We start from the raw sequence: 17,162 nt of genomic DNA, 5'->3' as shown, positions 1-17,162 counted from the left end.
TCAGGGGCGGAAGGTTCGTCCGGTCAGGACTGAACCGGCTCGCTCTTGTTCCGCACTTCCGCAACCATGCCGCGCACAAGGCGGACACGGACATTGTCGGCGATCTCGACCTCGATCTCGGCATCGTCGATGACCTTGGTGATCTTGCCGATCATGCCGGAGGTCATCACGACCGTGTCGCCGCGCCGGAGGTTCTTGACCATTTCCTGATGCGCCTTCGCGCGCTTCTGCTGCGGGCGGATCAGCAGGAAATACATGATGATCAGCACGAAAACGAAGGGCAGCAGCTGCATGAACATATCGTTCGCGCCGGGGGCGGCAGCCGCCTGAGCATAAGCAGGGGTAATGAACAAGGCCCACTCCAAGACTGTCAGGCCCGAACCGCCGGCGCCCGCGTGATTTCGCGCCGGAATATAGTGATGGGGCCATGAAACGCAAATGTTCGTTACGGCTTTTCCCGCATCCGGGCTCAGGCTGGTGCGGAAACGACGCAGGAATATGGCGCCGCCGCGTGCGATCCGCTAAGCCGGAGACCTCTCAGCCGAAGGTCTTGCCCGAATGCCGTTCGACAACCCTGCCCTCATGCCCCTCCTGACCCGTATCGCCGAAGCGCTGGAACGCATGGCGCCGCCGCCGCCACCCGCGCCGGATTTCGCAGCGGCCGAAGGGTTCCTCTGGCATGCTGCCGAGGACCGGCTGCAGCCCGTGCCGAAGATCCAGCGCATTCCGCTCGCGCTGCTGGTCGGGATCGACCATATCCGCGATATTCTCGTCGAGAATACGCGGCGTTTTGCGGAAGGCCACAGCGCGAACAATGTGCTGATCTGGGGTGCGCGGGGCATGGGCAAGTCTTCGCTGGTCAAGGCTGCCCATGCCGAGATGGTCCGGCTGGGACATCCGCTCAAGCTGATCGAGCTGCACCGGGAGGATATCGAGTCGCTCCCTGCCCTCATGAACCGCCTGCGCGTCGCGCCGTTCCGCTTCATCCTGTTCTGCGACGACCTCTCGTTCGATGCCGGCGAGAATGCCTACAAGTCGCTCAAGGCGATTCTCGATGGCGGGATCGAGGGGCGGCCGGACAATGTACTTTTCTATGCGACATCGAACCGGCGGCATCTGCTGCCGCGCGACATGATGGAGAACGAACGTTCCACGGCGATCAACCCCAACGAAGCCGTCGAGGAAAAGGTTTCACTGTCGGACCGGTTCGGCCTCTGGCTCGGCGTCCACAAATGCAGCCAGGACGAGTATCTGGCGATGATCGACGCCTATGCCGGGCATTTCGGCCTCATGCTGCCGAAGGAGCAGTTGCATCACGAGGCACTGGAATGGTCGACTACCCGGGGCAGCCGGGCTGGCCGCGTAGCCTGGCAGTATATTTCGGACCTTGCCGGGCGGCAGGGCAAGCGCATCGAGGGCTGAGCCCTGAAAGTAGAAACCCCGCTGCCCCTTTCCTTGGAGGCAGCGGGGTTGTTCCGGTGAGGGTCAAGGTCTCGCGAGATCCCCACCGGATATAGAAATGCTCATTCCGTCAGATACTTGTTCGGATCAACCGGCGTCGCGCCCTTGCGGATCTCGAAATGGAGCTGCGGCGCGGTAACGTTGCCGGACTGGCCGGAACTGGCAATGACCTGGCCACGCCGGACGCTCTCGCCACGCTTGACCTTGAGTTCGCTGTTATGGGCATAGACCGAGACATAGCCACTCGGATGCCGGATCAGCACCAGCTTGCCATAGCCTTTCAGCGCGTCATCGGCATGGACCACCGTGCCGCCTTCGGCCGCGCGCACAGGCGTGCCTTCAGGCAGCGCGATGTTGATGCCGTCATTCGCGCCGCCCGTGCCCCGGGCTCCGAATCCGGAAATGACGCGGCCGCGGGCCGGCCAGCGGAAGTTCGGCGTCTCGCTGGCCTCTGCCGGGGCGGCAGCTTCCTTCTCCGGCATGGGCTGCGTGCGGGCCGGGACCGGCTTCGCTTCGGGGATCGACGCTGTGGTTGCCGGCTCCTCGTCTGCCTTGCTCTTGCGGCTGGCGACGAGGGCCTGCGCCTTGGCCTTCTCCGCTTCCGCCCTGGCCTTGCGCTCGGCTGCCCTGGCTTCGGCGAGCTTCCTGGCAGTGGCGGCTTCCGCCTGCTGTTTCAGGCGGGCTTCCTCACTCTGGCGACGCATGACCTCCAGCTTGGCTGCGGCACGCTTTTCAGCATCGCTCTGGCCGGCAGGCTGGACCTGACGCGCCACCGGAGCGATGCGCACCGGATCGGCTGGCTTGGGCGCTTCGGCGACCCGCGCCGGGATGGCCGGCGCCGAGCGTGCACTGGCCGCCGGCATGGGCTGCTGCACAGCCGCCGGGCGCTGGATCACGGAATTGGCGACGGGCGCCCGCGCGGCGGAAACCGGGCTGTAGGCGGGAATCATGATCTGCTGGCCCGGGCGGGCCTGATTGACATTCGAAATGCCGTTGACAGCCATAAGGGCGTTAACCGGCACGTTGTAGCGCGCGGACAGCGTGTTCAGGCTCTCGCCTTCGCGCAGCACGACGGGCGTACCGCCGACGGCAGACCAGCCGGTCGTCGAAGAAGCCGGGCCAAGCGCGGTTGCCGGACGCTCCGCGACGGGCGCCAGCGGAACGTAGTTCGGCGCGCTGACCGACCCCGTCGTCAGGGGCGCGTTCGCGCGCGACGGATTCGTGGCCATGATCGGCTGGTTAGGCGGCGGCAGCGGCTGCGTCGTCGCGGCAGAGGGGCGAACCGGTTCGAGGCTGCGCGGCCCGGGCGTCGGCCGGTTGATCGAATTGGTCTGGACAGGGTCGTAGGCAGCCCGGGAGCGGAACGGATTTTTGAAAGGGTCGTTATCAAACCGGGTGACGTCCGAGGAGCAGGCCCCGAGCAGGCCGGCTGCCATCACCGTCGCCAGAAGCTTGCGCTTCCCGCTAATCCATTGAAACTCACGCATTACTCGTCTCACCCGGTAACCATCAAAGGCGATGATCCGGAGTAAAGACGGATTCAGCTTAAGGTCCGGTTGAACAGCAAGGTTACCCGAATGTGAATCGCGCCTGCCGGCCGTTCAGAGGACGAGCGTCAGCCCGCCCCGCAGCGGGCCGAGGCGCGAAGGCCCGGCATCCTGTTCTGCGGCCTGCCCCGTCAGGTCCTTGCGCCAAACGGCAAGCCGTGTCTCGAGGCCGCGCAGCCGATGGCCCACAAGGATTCCATGCGGATTGAGCCGGTCCAGGAAGGCCTGCGGCGGAAGCTCCAGCGCCCCGTTGAGGATAATGCGGTCGAAGCTGTCCGGCCGGTCGAGCCGGGCAAGGCCGTCACCCAGCATTGGCGTCACGCTGGTGATTCCCGCGTGCCTGAAGGCCTGCTCGGCCTGCCGGATCAGGCTGCGATAGCGCTCGTAACTGGTGACGGACGCGCCCAGCCGGGCCATGATGGCCGCCTGGAAGCCGGAGCCGAGGCCGATTTCGAGTATGCGGTGCCCGGGCCGGATATCCAGCAGGGCGAGATGCCGGGCAATCGAGAACGGATCCGTCGCCTCTTCACCACAGGGGATCGGCAGGGAGACAGGGCTGTAGAGCCGTTCCGGCAGAAAACCGGGAATGAAGAGATGCCGCGGCAGCCTTTCGAAGGCGGTCAACATCGCGGCGTCTGTCTGGCCACGCGAGCGGAGGTCGAGGATGAACTGTGCCAGCGCCGTATCGGCGGAAAGCGGGCTTCCGGGCTCCGCCGTAGCCTCTTCTTGGCGCCAGTCCGAAGCCGCGTCGTGGCTCATCCGTCGAGGGCCTCGGCAAGCCGGGTCAGGTTCGGCAGGTCCGTCAGATCCAGCCGGAGCGGCGTAATGGCAACCTTGCCATCGGCCAGCGCGTGCAGGTCCGTGCCCTCGGCGGGAACCACGCGCCCGCGCGCAAAGGCCAGCCAGTAATAGGGGTTGCCGCGCCCGTCGACCCGACGGTCGACATCCAGCATGGCCTGGTTGCGCTGGCCCTGCACGCAAACCGCGAGGCCGGCCACTTCATCCGGCGCGACAGCCGGAAAATTGACATTCATCACAATGCCCGGCGGGATGCCGGCCTCGATCAGCCGCTGCACCACACGGGCGCCATGGGTTTCCGCGCAATCCCAGCGGATGCTCTCGTGATCGCCGCGCGAATAGGCCTGGCTCAGTGCGATCGAGGGCACGCCCAGCAACGTGCCTTCCATCGCCGCGGCGATCGTGCCGGAATAGGTGACATCCTCCGCGACATTCTGGCCGCGATTGACCCCGGACAGGACGAGATCAGGCCGGGTTTCGCGCAGGATGTGCTTGATGCCCATGATGACGCAATCGGTCGGCGTGCCCTTCACCGCGAAGCGGTTCGGAGAGATCTGGCGCAGGCGCAAAGGGTCATTCAGCGAGAGCGAATGCGAGACGCCGGATTGGTCGGTTTCCGGCGCCACGACCACCACATCGTCGGACAGGCCGCGTGCGATGGTCTCGAGAACGCCCAGCCCGGGGGCATGGATGCCGTCGTCATTGGTGATCAGGATCCGCATGTCTTTCCCCTGCCCGGCTCAGGCCGCGCGTTCGATCCGGTCGAGCCCGCCCATATAGGGCTTCAGCACATCCGGAACCGTGATCGATCCGTCAGGATTCTGATAGTTTTCCATGACGGCGATAAGGCAGCGTCCGACCGCCACGCCCGAGCCGTTGAGCGTGTGGACGAAGCGCGTCGCCTTGTCGCCGGCGCCCCGGAACCGCGCATCCATCCGGCGGGCCTGGAAGTCGCCGCAGACCGAGCAGGAGGAAATCTCGCGATAGGTGTTCTGGCCAGGCAGCCAGACCTCGATATCGTAGGTCTTCTGGCTGGCAAAACCCATATCGCCGGTACAGAGGGTCATCGTCCGGAAATGCAGCCCGAGCTTTTTCAGCACGGTTTCCGCGCAGTCGAGCATGCGGTCATGCTCCTGCCGCGAGGTTTCCGGCGTGGTGATCGAGACCAGCTCGACCTTGTTGAACTGGTGCTGGCGCAGCATGCCGCGCGTATCCCGCCCGGCCGAGCCGGCCTCGGCGCGGAAGCATGGCGTCAACGCGGTGAAACGCAGCGGAAGTTCTTCTTCCAGGAGGATTTTCTCGCGGACGAGGTTGGTCAGTGGCACTTCGGCCGTGGGAACAAGCCAGCGATCCTCCCGCGAGGGTGCGCGGTTCAGCGTCCGCTCGACCAGCTTGGCAAGCGGCATCAGCCCCTCCCGGAAGACCTGAGCATCCCCCGGAGAGACATGCTCCAGCGCGCCGGACAGCAATTCCGTTCGGGTGCCCTCGCTCATGACCATGAACTGGTCCTCGCGGAACTTGGGCAATTGCGCTGTCCCGTACATGGCTTCGTCGCGCACGAGGATCGGCGGCTGGACCTCGGTATAGCCATGCTCGCCGGTATGCAGGTCGAGCATGAACTGGCCGAGGGCCCGTTCCAGCCGGGCGAGGCCCTTCTGCAGCACCACGAATCGGCTGCCGGACAGCTTCGCCGCTGTCTCGAAATCCATCATGCCCAAAGCCTCGCCGAGGTCGAAATGCTCCTTCGCCGCGAAAGCGAGGTTCGGCACGGCGAGATGGCGGCGATGCTCGACATTGCCATGCTCGTCGGCACCCTGTGGCACCTCGTCGAGCGGGATGTTCGGCAGCGCCGAGAGCATATCGCGCAACTGGCCTTCCAGGGTCCCGGCCTCGCCTTCCAGCTGGGCCAAGCGGTCCTTGCCGGCGGCGACTTCTGCCTTGAGCGCCTCGGCGCGCGCCATGTCCTTCTGGGCCATGGCCTGACCGATCTCTTTCGAGGCGGCGTTGCGGCGCGCAAGGAGCGTTTCCTTCTCGGTCAGCGCGGTGCGGTACTGTTCGTCCAGCGCGAGCAGCGAGGCGAGCAGGGAATCCACCTCGGCCGGCGGTTGCTGCCGGCGCAGGAGCGCCTGCTTCAGCGGCTCGGGATTGGCTCGGATGGCGCGGATGTCATGCATCGGAGGGCTCGGACTTCGGGGCAGCGAATCAGCGACAGGCAGGAAGCCTCGCCGGCCCGGCCATCGCATGGATCAACGCTGTTTGGAAAGTCCGGACCGGCAGGTCAAGCCCTGCCGCGGTCAGTTTGCCGTTTCCTCGGTTGTCGCGCGCTTCTTCTCGACCATGGCCACCGAGAGGATCGACAATTCGTAGAGCAGCAAGGTCGGGATCGCGAGGGTAAACTGGCTCAGGATATCCGGCGGCGTGAAGATCGCTGCGATCACGAAAACAACCACGATCGCGTAGCGGCGCTTTTCGCGGAGGAATTGCGCATCAATGATTCCGATCCGGGCGAGCAGCGTCAGGATCACCGGCAACTGGAAGGTGATGCCAAAGGCAAAAACCAGCGTCATGATCAGGCTGAGATAATCATCGACCTTGCCGAGGAAGGTGATGGGCGCCTGCCCTTCTGACGCTGTCTGCTGCATGGCCAGCGAGAATTTCATCAGCATCGGCATGGCAATCAGCATGACAACGGCGGCGCCGAGCACGAAGAAGACCGGCGTCGCGATCAGGTACGGACGGAAGGCATCCTTCTCGTCCTTGTAGAGGCCGGGTGCGACGAATTTGTAGATCTGCGTGGCGATGACCGGGAATGCCAGGAACGCCCCGCCGAACACCGCCAGTTTCAGCTGGACGAAGAAATATTCCAGCGGATGGGTGTAGATCAGCGGTGCGTTCTGCGGCCCGCCCGCCGCCCAGATGTAAGGATAAACGAGGATCGCGTAGATATGCTTGGCGAAGCCGAAGCACACGAATGTCATGACGATGAAGGCGACCACCGCCTTGATGATGCGCGAACGCAACTCGACAAGATGTTCGATCAGCGGGGCGCGCGAGGCCTCGATCTCATCATGGCCATCCCGGGCGCCGGTAGGTGTCTCTACAGGCTTGGGATCGGGCGTAAGAGGAGCAGGAACCTGCGCATTCATGATTTTGCAGCCTCGGGCGCGGGCGTGGCCGGCGCGGGAGCGGCCGGCGATTCCGGCTGCGCGATCTCGGGTTTGGCGATCTCGGCCTCGAGGGCACGGGCATCGGCCTCAATGGATTGCAAGGCCTGACTGGCTTCGGTCACCCCGGATGCGCCTTCCGCGCTGGCCTTGACTTCATTCAGCACGGCACCGACCGGGTTCGCGACGGCGCTGGCAGCGGATGTGGCCGCCTCACCCATATCGGTGAAGGTCTTCTTGACCTCGTGCAGTTCGGCCTCGCGCATGGCATCGTCGAACTGGGTCCGGAACTCGCCGGCCATGGTCCGCAACTTGGACACGGCCCGCCCGACTGACCGGATCACGCCGGGCAGTTCCTTCGGGCCGATCACCACGAGGGCGACGACGCCGACGACGATCAACTCGCTCCAGCCGATATCAAACATCGGATACCACGCGCTTTCCTGCCCGACCTGCCAAAACAGGCGGGCTCTGCCGGTTCAGGGCCGTCAACCGGCCTTCGGCTCGGTCTTCGCGGCTTCGGCCGGCTTCACAACCTCGCCGGCCTTGCCCTCGATCTCCTTGGCAGGCTCGTCAGCCTTGGCGGCTTCCTCGTCCTTCATGCCGGCCTTGAAGGACTTGATGCCCTTGGCGACATCGCCCATCAGTTCGGGGATCTTGCCGCGGCCGAACAGCAGCAGAACGATCACTGCTACGACCAGCCAATGCCAGATGCTCATGCTGCCCATCGACGCCTCCACACGCTTCCTGCAGGACCGCGCTCGCGGCGCGGTTCAAAGTTCGACCGGAAACTAGGGGGTCTTGCCGGCAAAAACAAGGACCTCAGAAGACCAGTACATCGTCCGCGCTGATTTCGACACCGACATCCAGGCCAGGCCGCAGGCCGGGGGTTTCCACAGAGCGGGCGCGGAGCGGTTTTTCTAGCCCCTGGACCGCCAGATCGACCAGTTCAACCTCGCCGATGAAGCGATGATCGATCACCCGGCCCGCAAGACAGAACCCGGCCGGTTTGAGACGCAGGTTCTGCGGCCGGATGGCGACCGTCGCGCGGCTGCCCTCCGCTTTCCCCGCAGCCGGGAATCGTCCGACCGGCGTATCGACCGCGCCTTGCCGGACAAGTCCCTCGATCTCGTTGAGATCGCAGAAGAAGCGCGCGGCCTCGAGATCAACCGGATGGCGGTAGATGTCCTGGCTGCTGCCGATCTGCACCAGCCGGCCGTTCCGCATCAGCGCGATCCGGTCAGCGATGCGCATCGCCTCTTCCGGGTCATGGGTGACGATCAGGGCCGTCGCGCCGGTCTCCCGAAGGATCGCCACCGTATCCTCGCGCACCTGGTCGCGCATGCGGCGGTCGAGATTCGAAAACGGCTCGTCCATCAGGAGCACGCGGGGCCGCGGCACCACCGCCCGGGCAAGGGCGACACGCTGCTGCTCGCCGCCGCTCAGCTCGTGCGGCATGGCGCGCATCCGGTCGCCGAGGCCGACGCGGCGCAGGGCAGCATCGGCGATGACCAGTGCCTCGCGGCGCGGGAGATTGCCCAGCCCGAACATCACATTCTCAAGCGCATCGAGATGCGGAAACAGGGCGTAGTCCTGGAAGACGAGGCCGATGCCCCGGTGTTCCGGCTCGACGAACCGTTCCGGGCCCGCCACTTCCTTGCCATCGAGCAGGATCCGGCCCGCACTGGGCACCTCGATGCCCGCTGCCAGCCGCAGCAGGGTGGACTTGCCGCAACCCGAGGCGCCGAGCAGGCAGATAACCTCGCCATTGGCGGCGGTGAACGACACGTCGAGAACGGCTTCCTTGTCGCCAAACCGGCGGGTCAGGTTCTCGAAGGACAAGGATGCGGGAATGACGGCCGAGGCCCGCAACCGGCGGCCCGCACCATCAGGATTGACCATTCCGGTCATCCGTTCTCGGGGGGGCGCCGTCATCCGGGTCAAGCGGCGGCTCACCGGCAAGGGCGTCCAGGCGCTCCTCGGTCATGATATCGAACAGGTCAGGCTCCAGCGGATCCTCGTCGCCGCGCAGGGCGGGGTCGTCGCTGGGCAGCGGGAAATGCAACCCGGCCGGAACCTGCCCCTCGACCAAGCCAGCACCGGCGAGATCATCCAGGCCCGGCAGATCGCCGATCCGGTTCAGGCCGAACTGGATCAGGAAGGTTTCGGTCGTCCCAAAGGTCACCGGCCGGCCCGGCGTGCGCCGGCGTCCGCGCAGGCGGACAAACCCCGCCTGAAGCAGGGTATCCAGCGTGCCCTTATGGGTCGAAACGCCGCGCAAGGCCTCGATCTCCGCCCGGGTGACCGGCTGGTGATAAGCGATGATCGCCAGCGTTTCCAGTGCCGCGCGCCCGAGTTTGCGCGGTTCCTCGCTGTCCCGTCGCAGCAGATAGCCGAGATCCGGCGCCGTTCGGAACATCCATTTGCCGCCGGCGCGAATCAGGTTGACGCCGCGCGGGCGATAGAGCCGTTCCAGCTCGCCGAGGACGGCGTCGACCTCCACCCCGGCGGGCATCATCCGGGCGATGTCCTCGGCTGCGAGCGGCTGGTCCGTCGCGAAAAGCAAAGCTTCGGCCACGCGGACGCCATGGGCGAAGCGGCGCTCGGCCTCGTGGTTCTCCTCGGTGACGATCCGCATCATCCCGGTGCCCCTCCCCGTCATCGCGCGTCCGGGGCCTTCCGGCCCGTGCGCAGGTAGAGCGGAGCGAAGGCGGCCTCCTGCCGCAGTTCCAGCGCGCCTTCGCGCGCCAGTTCGAGGGCCGCCACGAAGGACGAGGCGCGGGCGCTGCGTGGTTCCGCCTCGGCAGGGCGGATCGCCGCAAGCAGGACATCGATCGGGCACCAGTCGCCCGCCTCGCCCACCAGCCGCATCAGGATGCTGCGCGCTTCGGGAATAGAAAGGGTCTTTCGCGTTGCCACGGTGTAGCGCGCCTTGATCGAGGCGATCCGCCGCTCGGCATAGGCCGAGACCAGTTCGAGAAGACTCAGCTCCCAGGCGGGGCGTTGCTCGATCGTAATCGGCTCGATCGCGCCGCGTGGTGCCGTCTCCCGTGTGGAGGCGAGGCGCGTTGCGAGCCATTCGCCGGCCTTGCGCAAGGTTTCCAGCCGCTGCAGGCGAATGGCGAGATCCTCGACCAGCTCATCGGCTTCCGGCTCGTCCGAAGCGGATTTTCTCGGCAGCAGCAGCCGTGATTTCAGGTAGGTCAGCCATGCTGCCATCACCAGATAATCGCCCGCGAGTTCAAGCCGCAGGCGCTGGGCCTCGCGGATGAAGGCGAGATATTGGTCGGCGATGTTCAGGATCGAAATCGAGCGCAGATCCAGCTTCTCGCGTCGGGCAAGATCGAGCAACAGGTCAAGCGGCCCCTCGAAGCCGTCGAGATCGAGGATCAGGCGCGGCTCGTCCTCGCCCGGCAGGGCATCGGGATCGATCTCGAGCGTGTCGAAGGGGTCCGCAGGATTGGCCATCAAGCCTAGAGATCGGGCTTTCACCCGCCCATGGCAAGGAGGGCGTCCAGTCGCGCTTCGGCTTGTCCCCGGTCAAATGGCTTCCGGGCCTTGCCCAGGGCCGTTACGACGCGTTCGAGCCGGCGGGCGGCGGGCGCTGCGATGCCCGGACATCCGGCCGCGATCGGCTCCATTTCGTCCATCTCGCCGTTACAATGGAGAACAAGGTCGCAGCCCTGCGCCAGAGCCGCGTCACGGCGGCCGGCGAAGCTGCCGGACAGCGCCTTCATCGACAGGTCGTCGCACATCAGCACGCCATCAAATCCCATTTCACCGCGGATGACATCGCGGATCACCGTTTCCGATGTCGTGGCGGGGTTTTCGCGGTCATAGGCGGTGAAGATCACATGCGCTGTCATGGCGAGCGGCATGTCGCCCAGCGCACGGAAGGGCTGAAAATCATGGCCGCGCAGGGCGGCGCGCGAGGCCTCAACCACAGGCAGCGCAAGGTGGGAATCCGCCATTGCCCGGCCATGGCCGGGGATATGCTTGATGATCGGCATCACGCCGCCTTCCATCAGCCCATCGGCTGCAGCGCGGCCCAGCGCCATCACGATATCCGGAGAGGTGCCATAGGCGCGGTCACCGATGATGTTGTCGGCCCCGGGAACCGGAACGTCGAGCACCGGCAGGCAATCAACATTGATCCCCAGCCGGATGAGATCGTCCGCGATCAGCCTCGCGCCGAGATAGGCGGCCTCGCCCGCGAGATCCGGGTCGATCGGCCAGAGCGCCCCGTAGGCTGCCGCGCGCGGGTATTCCCGCCAATGCGGCGGACGAAGCCGGGCCACGCGGCCGCCTTCCTGGTCGATCAGCACCAGTGCACCGGGATTATCGGCCGCGCGCTTCATCTCCTCGACCAGCGCCCGGACCTGATCCGGCGTGTCGACATTCCGCCGGAACAGGATGAAGCCGGCCGGGCGATGCTCGGCGAAGAAGGCCGCCTCCTGGTTGGAAAGACGGTGGCCCTTCGCCCCGAAGATCAGAGGCTTCATTGACGCGTCACGAAACAATTGCCGCCGGCAGCTTTCACCTTGTTGCAGGCTTCCACGGCCGCCGCCTGGCTATAGCCGCCAACACGGACCCTGTAGACCGTCTGGCCGTTGGCAGTGCCCGAAACGACACCCGGCGCCTTGCCGCCGAGCGCAGCGCTGAAACGGGTACGCAGTTGCGTACTGGCGTTGCGGGCATCTTCCTCGGTCGGACGCGAGGCGAGCTGCACCGCAAAAGCGCCCGAAGTCGGCTGGCTGGCCGGCGGTGAACCGCCACCCGCATTCGCCGAAGGCACCGGACGGGCCGCCGTAGCGGGCGCCGCCGGGCGCGAATTCGGCGAAAGGACCAAGGGTGCATTCGCTGACCGGTTTGCCGGTGTCGTGGTGGGCGTACCCGCCGGGGCCGTCGCGACGCGTGCTGACGGAGGCGACGCCGTGGGTGCGGTGGCGCTGGCCGGCGGACGCGGCGGCTGGGCCGTCGTCGGGCGTGTCTCGACCTTGGGCGGGGTTGCCTGCGCCGCAGCCGGCGGCTGGGCCGTCACCGCCGGAGCGGGTTCGGTCCGGCCCGGCGGGGCGATCGGGGGGATCGGCGCGTTGACGGGCGTTTGCGGCACCGTCACGACCGGGCCGGTCGGCCGGGCCGGCGGCGGTGCCGGGTTCTGCGCCGGCGGCGTGACCGGAAATGACGGGGCGTTCACACCCGGAGCCGTGGTGGTCGTTGTGGCCGTGGGAACGGCGCCATCGCCACCGACAGGGATCCGGATCGATGTCACGCGGCGCGGCTCGAGATTGGGGTTCGCAGTCTCGCCTGCCGGTGCGCCGGAATTCTGGTACGGGCTTGGGGCGACAACTCGGACGCCGTCACGACGGGTCACCTGGTTCAGGTCAAGCGGCTGCTCGGTATTGTTGACCACCTGCGCGGGCTGCGTGTCATTCGCGTTGCGAGGCGACAGGACCTGCTTGTTCTGGTTGGGAATTTCGATCCCGCCTGGATTAGCGGGGCGTTCCTTGGTTGGTTCCGGCCGCGCTGCGATGACAGGCACCGAGCCGGATGCGGTCTTACGGTCCGATCCGCCGCCGAACAGCATCGATCCGGCAAGGACAGCGCCACCGGCCACGGCAAGGCCGCCCAAAGCGAGAAAAATTGTCCGGGAACGTCCCGGCCCTGTCTGTGCCTGGGCCGCGGCAGCAGCCGCGGCAGCCTGCGCGGCGAGGCGCTCCTCCGCAGCATGGAGAGAAGCTTCGGCCTGGCTTTCGGCCGGATTGACAGGTTGCTGTGCGTCCCAGTTCACCTCGGCGGCGGGCTCGGTATAGCCCTGCTGGCGATAATCATGCTCTGCATAAGCCGGCTGATCATAGCCGGTCGCCTGCGGAATCGGTTCCTGCGCCGGGTAGTCTGTGCGCAGATCGGCCTGAGCTGCCTTGTGCTCCGCCATGCGGATCGCATCGAAGCGCCGCAGTTCCTGCTCGAATGCGGCAAGCGGATCGAGCGGTTCCGGCGCCGGCGCGGGAGCGGCCGGAGCCTCGACCGGCGCGTATTGTATCGAGACCGGCGGGGCCTGATCCCAGCCGGGCGACAGGACGGCTTCTGCATGTCCTTCGACATGGGCGGCCTGGGAATGGGTGATTTCTGGCCTTTCAGGCTCCGGAGCCGGCGGAGCAGCGGCGGAGGGGACAGGTGGCAGCGCAAAATCGACGGGCCGATCGATCAATCGAGCCAGCTCCGCCATAGCGGCCTGATCAGGCCCGAATGAGGGCTCCACCCGCTGAGAACCGCCAGACAGGGCAGCCGGTTCCTCGGGGGCGGCCGGAGCGGACATGATGGAGGCGGCCGGTGCTGTCGGCTTGGCCGGCGAGTCGGCCTGAAGGCTCTCCCGAAGCAGTTTCTCGAAAGCCTCGAGATCTGCCAGTGTCGGTTCCTTGCGACCCTGATCGTTGCGATCCATTGTCGGGGTCCTCCTCTAACGCAACGCGCGGAGCTGGCAGGGGATCAAGGCTGCGATGCTACCGCATCTCGTCGGGAGCGGAGACGCCCAAGAGCCGAAGCCCGTTGGCAATCACGATCCTGACAGCCGTGACGAGAGCCAGCCTCGCCATCGTTCCTTTTCGGTCATCGTTATTAATAAACCTCAAATCAGGCAAATCCTTGCCGCGGTTCCACAAGCCGTGGAAGGCACTTGCGAGATCGTAGAGGTAGAAGACGACGCGGTGCGGCTCGCGCGTGGCAGCAGCCTGTTCGATCAGGCGGGGATATTGCGCGATCATCCGCATCAGTGCGCGCTCGCCCTCGTCGCGCAGCACCGACAGGTCGGCACCGTGAATTTCGGCAACGCTGATCGGATTGGAATCAAAGGCTGTTTTGGCTTGACGATCCAGCACCGATGCGCAGCGCGCATGGGCATATTGAACGTAGAAGACCGGATTGTCCTTCGATTGCTCGATCACTTTGGCGAGGTCGAATTCCAGTTCGGCATCGTTCTTGCGGTCGAGCATCATGAAGCGGATCGCGTCGCGGCCGACCTCGTCGATCACATCCCGCAACGTCACAAAATCACCGGCGCGCTTTGACATTTTCACCGGTTCGCCATTCCGCATAAGCTTCACGAGCTGGCAGAGGCGCACTTCCAGGGCCCCCTTGCCGGCAGTCGCAGCCTTCACGGCGGCCTGCATCCGCTTGACATAGCCGCCATGATCCGCGCCCCAGACATCGATCATCTCGGCGAAGCCGCGGGCGAACTTGTTGGCGTGATAGGCGATGTCGGAGGCAAAATAGGTGTAGCCGCCATCCGATTTCAGCAGCGGGCGGTCGACATCATCGCCGAAGGCCGTGGCGCGGAACAAGGTCTGCTCGCGATCCTCCCAATCCTCGTCCTTCTGGCCCTTCGGCGGCGGCAGGCGACCTTCATAGATCAGGTCTCGCGCGCGGAAATCGCCAATGGTCGCAGCGACCTGGTCGACCGGCGCCTGCAGCGACGCTTCCGAGAAAAACACATCGTGCCGGATGTCGATCGCGGCAAGATCCTCGCGGATCATCGCCATCATCGCATCGATCGCTGCCGCGCGGACAATCGGCAGCCATTCCGCTTCCGGCATCGATTCCAGCGCGGCGCCATGGGCTTCGGCCAGCGCCTTGCCGGCGGGGATCAGGTAATCCCCCGGATAGAGCCCCTCGCCCACCGGGCCGACATCGCGGCCAAGGGCCTCGCGATAGCGATGGAAGGCCGAGCGGGCCAGCACATCGACCTGCGCGCCGGCATCGTTGATGTAATATTCGCGCGTCACCTTCCAGCCGGCGAAATCCAGCAGGTTGGCGAGGGCGTCGCCATAGACGGCGCCTCGTCCATGGCCGACATGCATCGGGCCGGTCGGGTTGGCCGAGACATACTCGACATTGACCGCCCTGCCCTGCCCGAGCGGCGAGCGGCCGAAATCCGGCCCCGCCGCGATGGTCGCGCGCAGCACATCTTCGAAAGCCACGGGGGCGAGGCCGACATTGATAAAGCCCGGCCCCGCGACCTCGATCCTCGGATAGCGGCCGGTCTCACGGAGCTTTCCGGCGATACCTTCGGCCAGCGCGCGCGGATTGCTGCCGGCCTCCTTGGCGAGAACCATTGCGGCATTGGTCGACAGGTCACCATGGGCCGGATCGCGCGGGGGCTCGACCGTTGCCCTGGCCCGAATTTCGGGTGCCAGGGAGGCGGTGGCCGGCAGATCGGCGAGCACGGCCTGAAGATCGGCCGAGAAGGCATGGAAAATGTTCATGGAACCCGCATTGCGAAAACAGCAGAGATGCTGGCCCTAGCGGAGGTCGGGCGTGACGTCAAACAAGGCCTGATGCTGGAGAATCGCGAAACGGTCGGTCATCCCGGCGATATGATCGGCGACGGCGCGAGCCAGCTGGCCCTCGTTGCTTCGCCGGTCAGCCAGTTCCGGCACGAGATCGGGCTCGATGATGTAGCGGCCGAACAGGTCCCGGATGATGGTCGAGGCGGATTCCCGGAGCTGGAGCAGGTGCTTGTGGCGGTACATGCGCTCGAACAGGAAGCGCTTGAGATCCTGCTCGGCCGGTGCGATCGCGTCCGAGAAGGCGATGACCGGGCCTTTCGCATGGCGGATATCGTCCGCCTGTCGCGGGTTCAGGGCCACAAGCCGCCGCTCGCTCTCGGCGGCGACATCCTCGACCAGCCGGGTGATGACGCGCCGCATGATCTCGTGGGCCTTGCGCCCTTCATCGAGGTTTGGCCAGAGGCGATCGATCTCCCAGAGCAAGGCGGCGAGGAACGGCACCTCTCGCAATTCCGACGAGTGGAACAGCCCTGCCCTGAGGCCATCATCGATGTCATGCGCGTTGTAGGCAATGTCATCGGCGATGGCCGCGACCTGCGCTTCGGCCGAGGCATAGCTCGCGAGATCGAGCGGGAAGATCTGGTCGAACTCGACGATGGCACCGGGAATGCCGTGGCGGGTGTAGCGCTCGGTCGGCCGCCCGTCCTGCCCAAGCAGCGGCCCGTTATGCTTCACGAGCCCTTCCAGCATTTCCCAGGACAGGTTGAGGCCGTCAAAGGCGGCATAGCGACGCTCGAGCCGCGTGACGATCCGCAGCGTCTGGGCATTGTGGTCGAAACCGCCGTGGTCGGCCATCAGCGCATCAAGCGCATCCTCGCCGGCATGTCCGAAGGGGGTGTGGCCGAGATCATGCGCGAGGGCCAGCGCCTCGGCGAGGTCCTCGTCCAGCCCGAGAATGCGGCTGATCGAGCGGGCGATCTGCCCGACCTCGATCGAGTGGGTCAGGCGGGTGCGGTAATGATCGCCCTCGTGTTCCACGAAAACCTGCGTCTTGTGCTTGAGCCGCCGGAAGGCGTTGGAATGGATGATCCGGTCGCGGTCGCGCTGGAAATCGCTCCGAGTCGGCGAGGCCGGCTCGGGAATCAGGCGGCCACGGCTGCGCTTGTAGTCGATGGCGAAGGGCGAGAGCGGGCGGTCGCGGTGGAAGAGCATCGCCGATTCCTTTCCCAGTGGAGCACCGCGCCACAGTCCCATCGAAACGGGCGGTAATGCGGCGCCGCTGCCATCGGACCGGGCATTGCCGGGCGCGGCATTCGTCCTTACATTGGGGTGAACCCAAACGGAAGGCGGCCCGGGCCTTGAACCCCGGTCGATCAACGATGGCGCTGAAATTCGCAGTCCAGAATGTGCCGGGCGGAGCGCCGCCCATCGGCGAGGCCAGCCCGGAGGCTCCGCTGGCCGTGACGGCCCGCGCGGCAAGCCGTATTCTCAAGATCCTTGAGGGCGAGGCCGAGGGCGCGTCGCTCCGCGTCTCGGTCGAAGGCGGCGGATGCTCCGGCTTCCAGTACAAGTTCGCGATTGCCGGCGCACCGGAGGCGGATGATCTGGTCATCAAGCGCGATGGCGTCACCGTGCTGGTCGATCCGGTCTCCGCACCGCTCCTCGCCGGGTCGGAACTCGATTTCGTGACGGAATTGATGGGCCAGAGCTTCCAGATCCGGAATCCAAAGGCCACCGCCAGTTGCGGCTGCGGAACGAGCTTCGCCCTGTAGATCTTGTCTTGACCCGCTGTTTCTGATGCTTTGTGCGGGCTGCGGCTGATCTGCCGTCACCCTTGCTTAACCGACTTGTGCGCTGCCGCACATTTTGAGTTGCGTTTCTGCCTAGTAGCGTATGTCTTGCCCGCG

At 65.8% G+C, this 17,162-nt stretch carries 17 protein-coding genes; 2 read left to right on the top strand and 15 right to left on the bottom strand.

The genetic code is table 11. The annotated features are described in order from the left end of the window. Positions 1-23: 23 nt before the first annotated feature. Positions 24-353 (bottom strand): preprotein translocase subunit YajC, encoded by a 330-nt coding sequence (yajC, locus tag P0652_RS00895; RefSeq protein WP_284176865.1) that lies wholly within the window; start codon positions 351-353, stop codon positions 24-26. Positions 354-558: 205 nt separating this feature from the next. Between yajC and P0652_RS00890 the strand changes: the two genes are divergently transcribed. Next, on the top strand, positions 559-1,422 hold the full coding sequence (locus P0652_RS00890; RefSeq protein WP_284176864.1) for an ATP-binding protein: 864 nt from the start codon (positions 559-561) through the stop codon (positions 1,420-1,422). 101 nt (positions 1,423-1,523) lie between these two features. On the opposite strand, the gene P0652_RS00885 is transcribed toward P0652_RS00890, so the two are convergent. The 14 genes from P0652_RS00885 to P0652_RS00820 all read right to left on the bottom strand — a co-directional run bounded on the left by P0652_RS00885 (position 1,524) and on the right by P0652_RS00820 (position 16,467). Beyond that, positions 1,524-2,948, bottom strand: a complete 1,425-nt coding sequence (locus P0652_RS00885) for a peptidoglycan DD-metalloendopeptidase family protein (protein WP_284176863.1) — start codon at positions 2,946-2,948, stop codon at positions 1,524-1,526. A gap of 114 nt (positions 2,949-3,062) precedes the next feature. Next, positions 3,063-3,767 (bottom strand): protein-L-isoaspartate O-methyltransferase family protein, encoded by a 705-nt coding sequence (locus tag P0652_RS00880; protein WP_284176862.1) that lies wholly within the window; start codon positions 3,765-3,767, stop codon positions 3,063-3,065. Next, on the bottom strand, positions 3,764-4,528 hold the full coding sequence (gene surE / locus P0652_RS00875) for a 5'/3'-nucleotidase SurE (RefSeq protein WP_284176861.1): 765 nt from the start codon (positions 4,526-4,528) through the stop codon (positions 3,764-3,766). Before surE ends, P0652_RS00880 begins: the two co-directional genes overlap by 4 nt. Before the next feature lie 18 nt (positions 4,529-4,546). Next, complete coding sequence (serS, locus tag P0652_RS00870) at positions 4,547-5,980, bottom strand: serine--tRNA ligase (protein ID WP_284176860.1); 1,434 nt, start codon at positions 5,978-5,980, stop codon at positions 4,547-4,549. A 120-nt stretch (positions 5,981-6,100) separates the two neighbouring features. Next, a complete protein-coding gene (gene tatC / locus P0652_RS00865) occupies positions 6,101-6,952 on the bottom strand; it encodes a twin-arginine translocase subunit TatC (protein WP_284176859.1) in 852 nt (283 codons plus the stop codon). Then, positions 6,949-7,395 (bottom strand): Sec-independent protein translocase protein TatB, encoded by a 447-nt coding sequence (gene tatB / locus P0652_RS00860; protein WP_284176858.1) that lies wholly within the window; start codon positions 7,393-7,395, stop codon positions 6,949-6,951. Before tatB ends, tatC begins: the two co-directional genes overlap by 4 nt. A 63-nt stretch (positions 7,396-7,458) precedes the next feature. After that, entirely contained in the window at positions 7,459-7,698 is a 240-nt protein-coding gene (locus P0652_RS00855; protein WP_284176857.1) for a twin-arginine translocase TatA/TatE family subunit, read from the bottom strand. A 94-nt stretch (positions 7,699-7,792) separates the two neighbouring features. Continuing rightward, complete coding sequence (locus P0652_RS00850) at positions 7,793-8,872, bottom strand: ABC transporter ATP-binding protein (RefSeq protein ID WP_284176856.1); 1,080 nt, start codon at positions 8,870-8,872, stop codon at positions 7,793-7,795. Next, the gene (scpB, locus tag P0652_RS00845; RefSeq protein ID WP_284176855.1) at positions 8,859-9,611 is read right to left on the bottom strand and encodes an SMC-Scp complex subunit ScpB; all 753 of its coding nucleotides are present in this window, start codon (positions 9,609-9,611) and stop codon (positions 8,859-8,861) included. Before scpB ends, P0652_RS00850 begins: the two co-directional genes overlap by 14 nt. Before the next feature lie 17 nt (positions 9,612-9,628). Further along, the gene (locus tag P0652_RS00840) at positions 9,629-10,438 is read right to left on the bottom strand and encodes a segregation and condensation protein A (protein WP_284176854.1); all 810 of its coding nucleotides are present in this window, start codon (positions 10,436-10,438) and stop codon (positions 9,629-9,631) included. A 20-nt stretch (positions 10,439-10,458) separates the two neighbouring features. Then, entirely contained in the window at positions 10,459-11,472 is a 1,014-nt protein-coding gene (gene nagZ / locus P0652_RS00835) for a beta-N-acetylhexosaminidase (RefSeq protein WP_284176853.1), read from the bottom strand. After that, complete coding sequence (locus P0652_RS00830) at positions 11,469-13,415, bottom strand: SPOR domain-containing protein (protein WP_284176852.1); 1,947 nt, start codon at positions 13,413-13,415, stop codon at positions 11,469-11,471. The genes nagZ and P0652_RS00830 overlap by 4 nt, the downstream gene beginning before the upstream one ends. 58 nt (positions 13,416-13,473) lie before the next feature. Then, positions 13,474-15,231 carry an arginine--tRNA ligase gene (gene argS / locus P0652_RS00825; protein WP_284176851.1) on the bottom strand — a complete coding sequence of 586 codons (1,758 nt, stop codon included), beginning with the start codon at positions 15,229-15,231 and terminating at the stop codon, positions 13,474-13,476. Between the two features lie 36 nt (positions 15,232-15,267). Beyond that, a complete protein-coding gene (locus tag P0652_RS00820; RefSeq protein ID WP_284176850.1) occupies positions 15,268-16,467 on the bottom strand; it encodes a deoxyguanosinetriphosphate triphosphohydrolase in 1,200 nt (399 codons plus the stop codon). Positions 16,468-16,634: 167 nt separating this feature from the next. Here P0652_RS00820 and P0652_RS00815 point away from each other — a divergent pair, with 167 nt between their 5' ends. Further along, the gene (locus P0652_RS00815) at positions 16,635-17,027 is read left to right on the top strand and encodes a HesB/IscA family protein (protein ID WP_284176849.1); all 393 of its coding nucleotides are present in this window, start codon (positions 16,635-16,637) and stop codon (positions 17,025-17,027) included. Positions 17,028-17,162: the final 135 nt, after the last annotated feature.

This window comes from Rhabdaerophilum sp. SD176, assembly GCF_030143245.1.
GTDB lineage: Bacteria > Pseudomonadota > Alphaproteobacteria > Rhizobiales > Beijerinckiaceae > Rhabdaerophilum.
Note: the sequence above shows the minus strand (reverse complement) of the source record. Positions and strands in the feature narration are given on the sequence as shown.

What these genes read in the sequence shown, in the direction of transcription:
- P0652_RS00840 (WP_284176854.1), bottom strand. Translation starts at nt 10,438, where the DNA reads ATGGCCAATCCTGCGGACCCCTTCGACACGCTCGAGATCGATCCCGAT.
- argS (WP_284176851.1), bottom strand. Translation starts at nt 15,231, where the DNA reads ATGAACATTTTCCATGCCTTCTCGGCCGATCTTCAGGCCGTGCTCGCC.
- P0652_RS00820 (WP_284176850.1), bottom strand. Translation starts at nt 16,467, where the DNA reads ATGCTCTTCCACCGCGACCGCCCGCTCTCGCCCTTCGCCATCGACTAC.
- P0652_RS00815 (WP_284176849.1), top strand. Translation starts at nt 16,635, where the DNA reads ATGGCGCTGAAATTCGCAGTCCAGAATGTGCCGGGCGGAGCGCCGCCC.
- tatB (WP_284176858.1), bottom strand. Translation starts at nt 7,395, where the DNA reads ATGTTTGATATCGGCTGGAGCGAGTTGATCGTCGTCGGCGTCGTCGCC.
- P0652_RS00885 (WP_284176863.1), bottom strand. Translation starts at nt 2,948, where the DNA reads ATGCGTGAGTTTCAATGGATTAGCGGGAAGCGCAAGCTTCTGGCGACG.
- surE (WP_284176861.1), bottom strand. Translation starts at nt 4,528, where the DNA reads ATGCGGATCCTGATCACCAATGACGACGGCATCCATGCCCCCGGGCTG.
- P0652_RS00890 (WP_284176864.1), top strand. Translation starts at nt 559, where the DNA reads ATGCCGTTCGACAACCCTGCCCTCATGCCCCTCCTGACCCGTATCGCC.
- P0652_RS00850 (WP_284176856.1), bottom strand. Translation starts at nt 8,872, where the DNA reads ATGGTCAATCCTGATGGTGCGGGCCGCCGGTTGCGGGCCTCGGCCGTC.
- P0652_RS00855 (WP_284176857.1), bottom strand. Translation starts at nt 7,698, where the DNA reads ATGGGCAGCATGAGCATCTGGCATTGGCTGGTCGTAGCAGTGATCGTT.
- P0652_RS00830 (WP_284176852.1), bottom strand. Translation starts at nt 13,415, where the DNA reads ATGGATCGCAACGATCAGGGTCGCAAGGAACCGACACTGGCAGATCTC.
- serS (WP_284176860.1), bottom strand. Translation starts at nt 5,980, where the DNA reads ATGCATGACATCCGCGCCATCCGAGCCAATCCCGAGCCGCTGAAGCAG.
- nagZ (WP_284176853.1), bottom strand. Translation starts at nt 11,472, where the DNA reads ATGAAGCCTCTGATCTTCGGGGCGAAGGGCCACCGTCTTTCCAACCAG.
- tatC (WP_284176859.1), bottom strand. Translation starts at nt 6,952, where the DNA reads ATGAATGCGCAGGTTCCTGCTCCTCTTACGCCCGATCCCAAGCCTGTA.
- scpB (WP_284176855.1), bottom strand. Translation starts at nt 9,611, where the DNA reads ATGATGCGGATCGTCACCGAGGAGAACCACGAGGCCGAGCGCCGCTTC.
- P0652_RS00880 (WP_284176862.1), bottom strand. Translation starts at nt 3,767, where the DNA reads ATGAGCCACGACGCGGCTTCGGACTGGCGCCAAGAAGAGGCTACGGCG.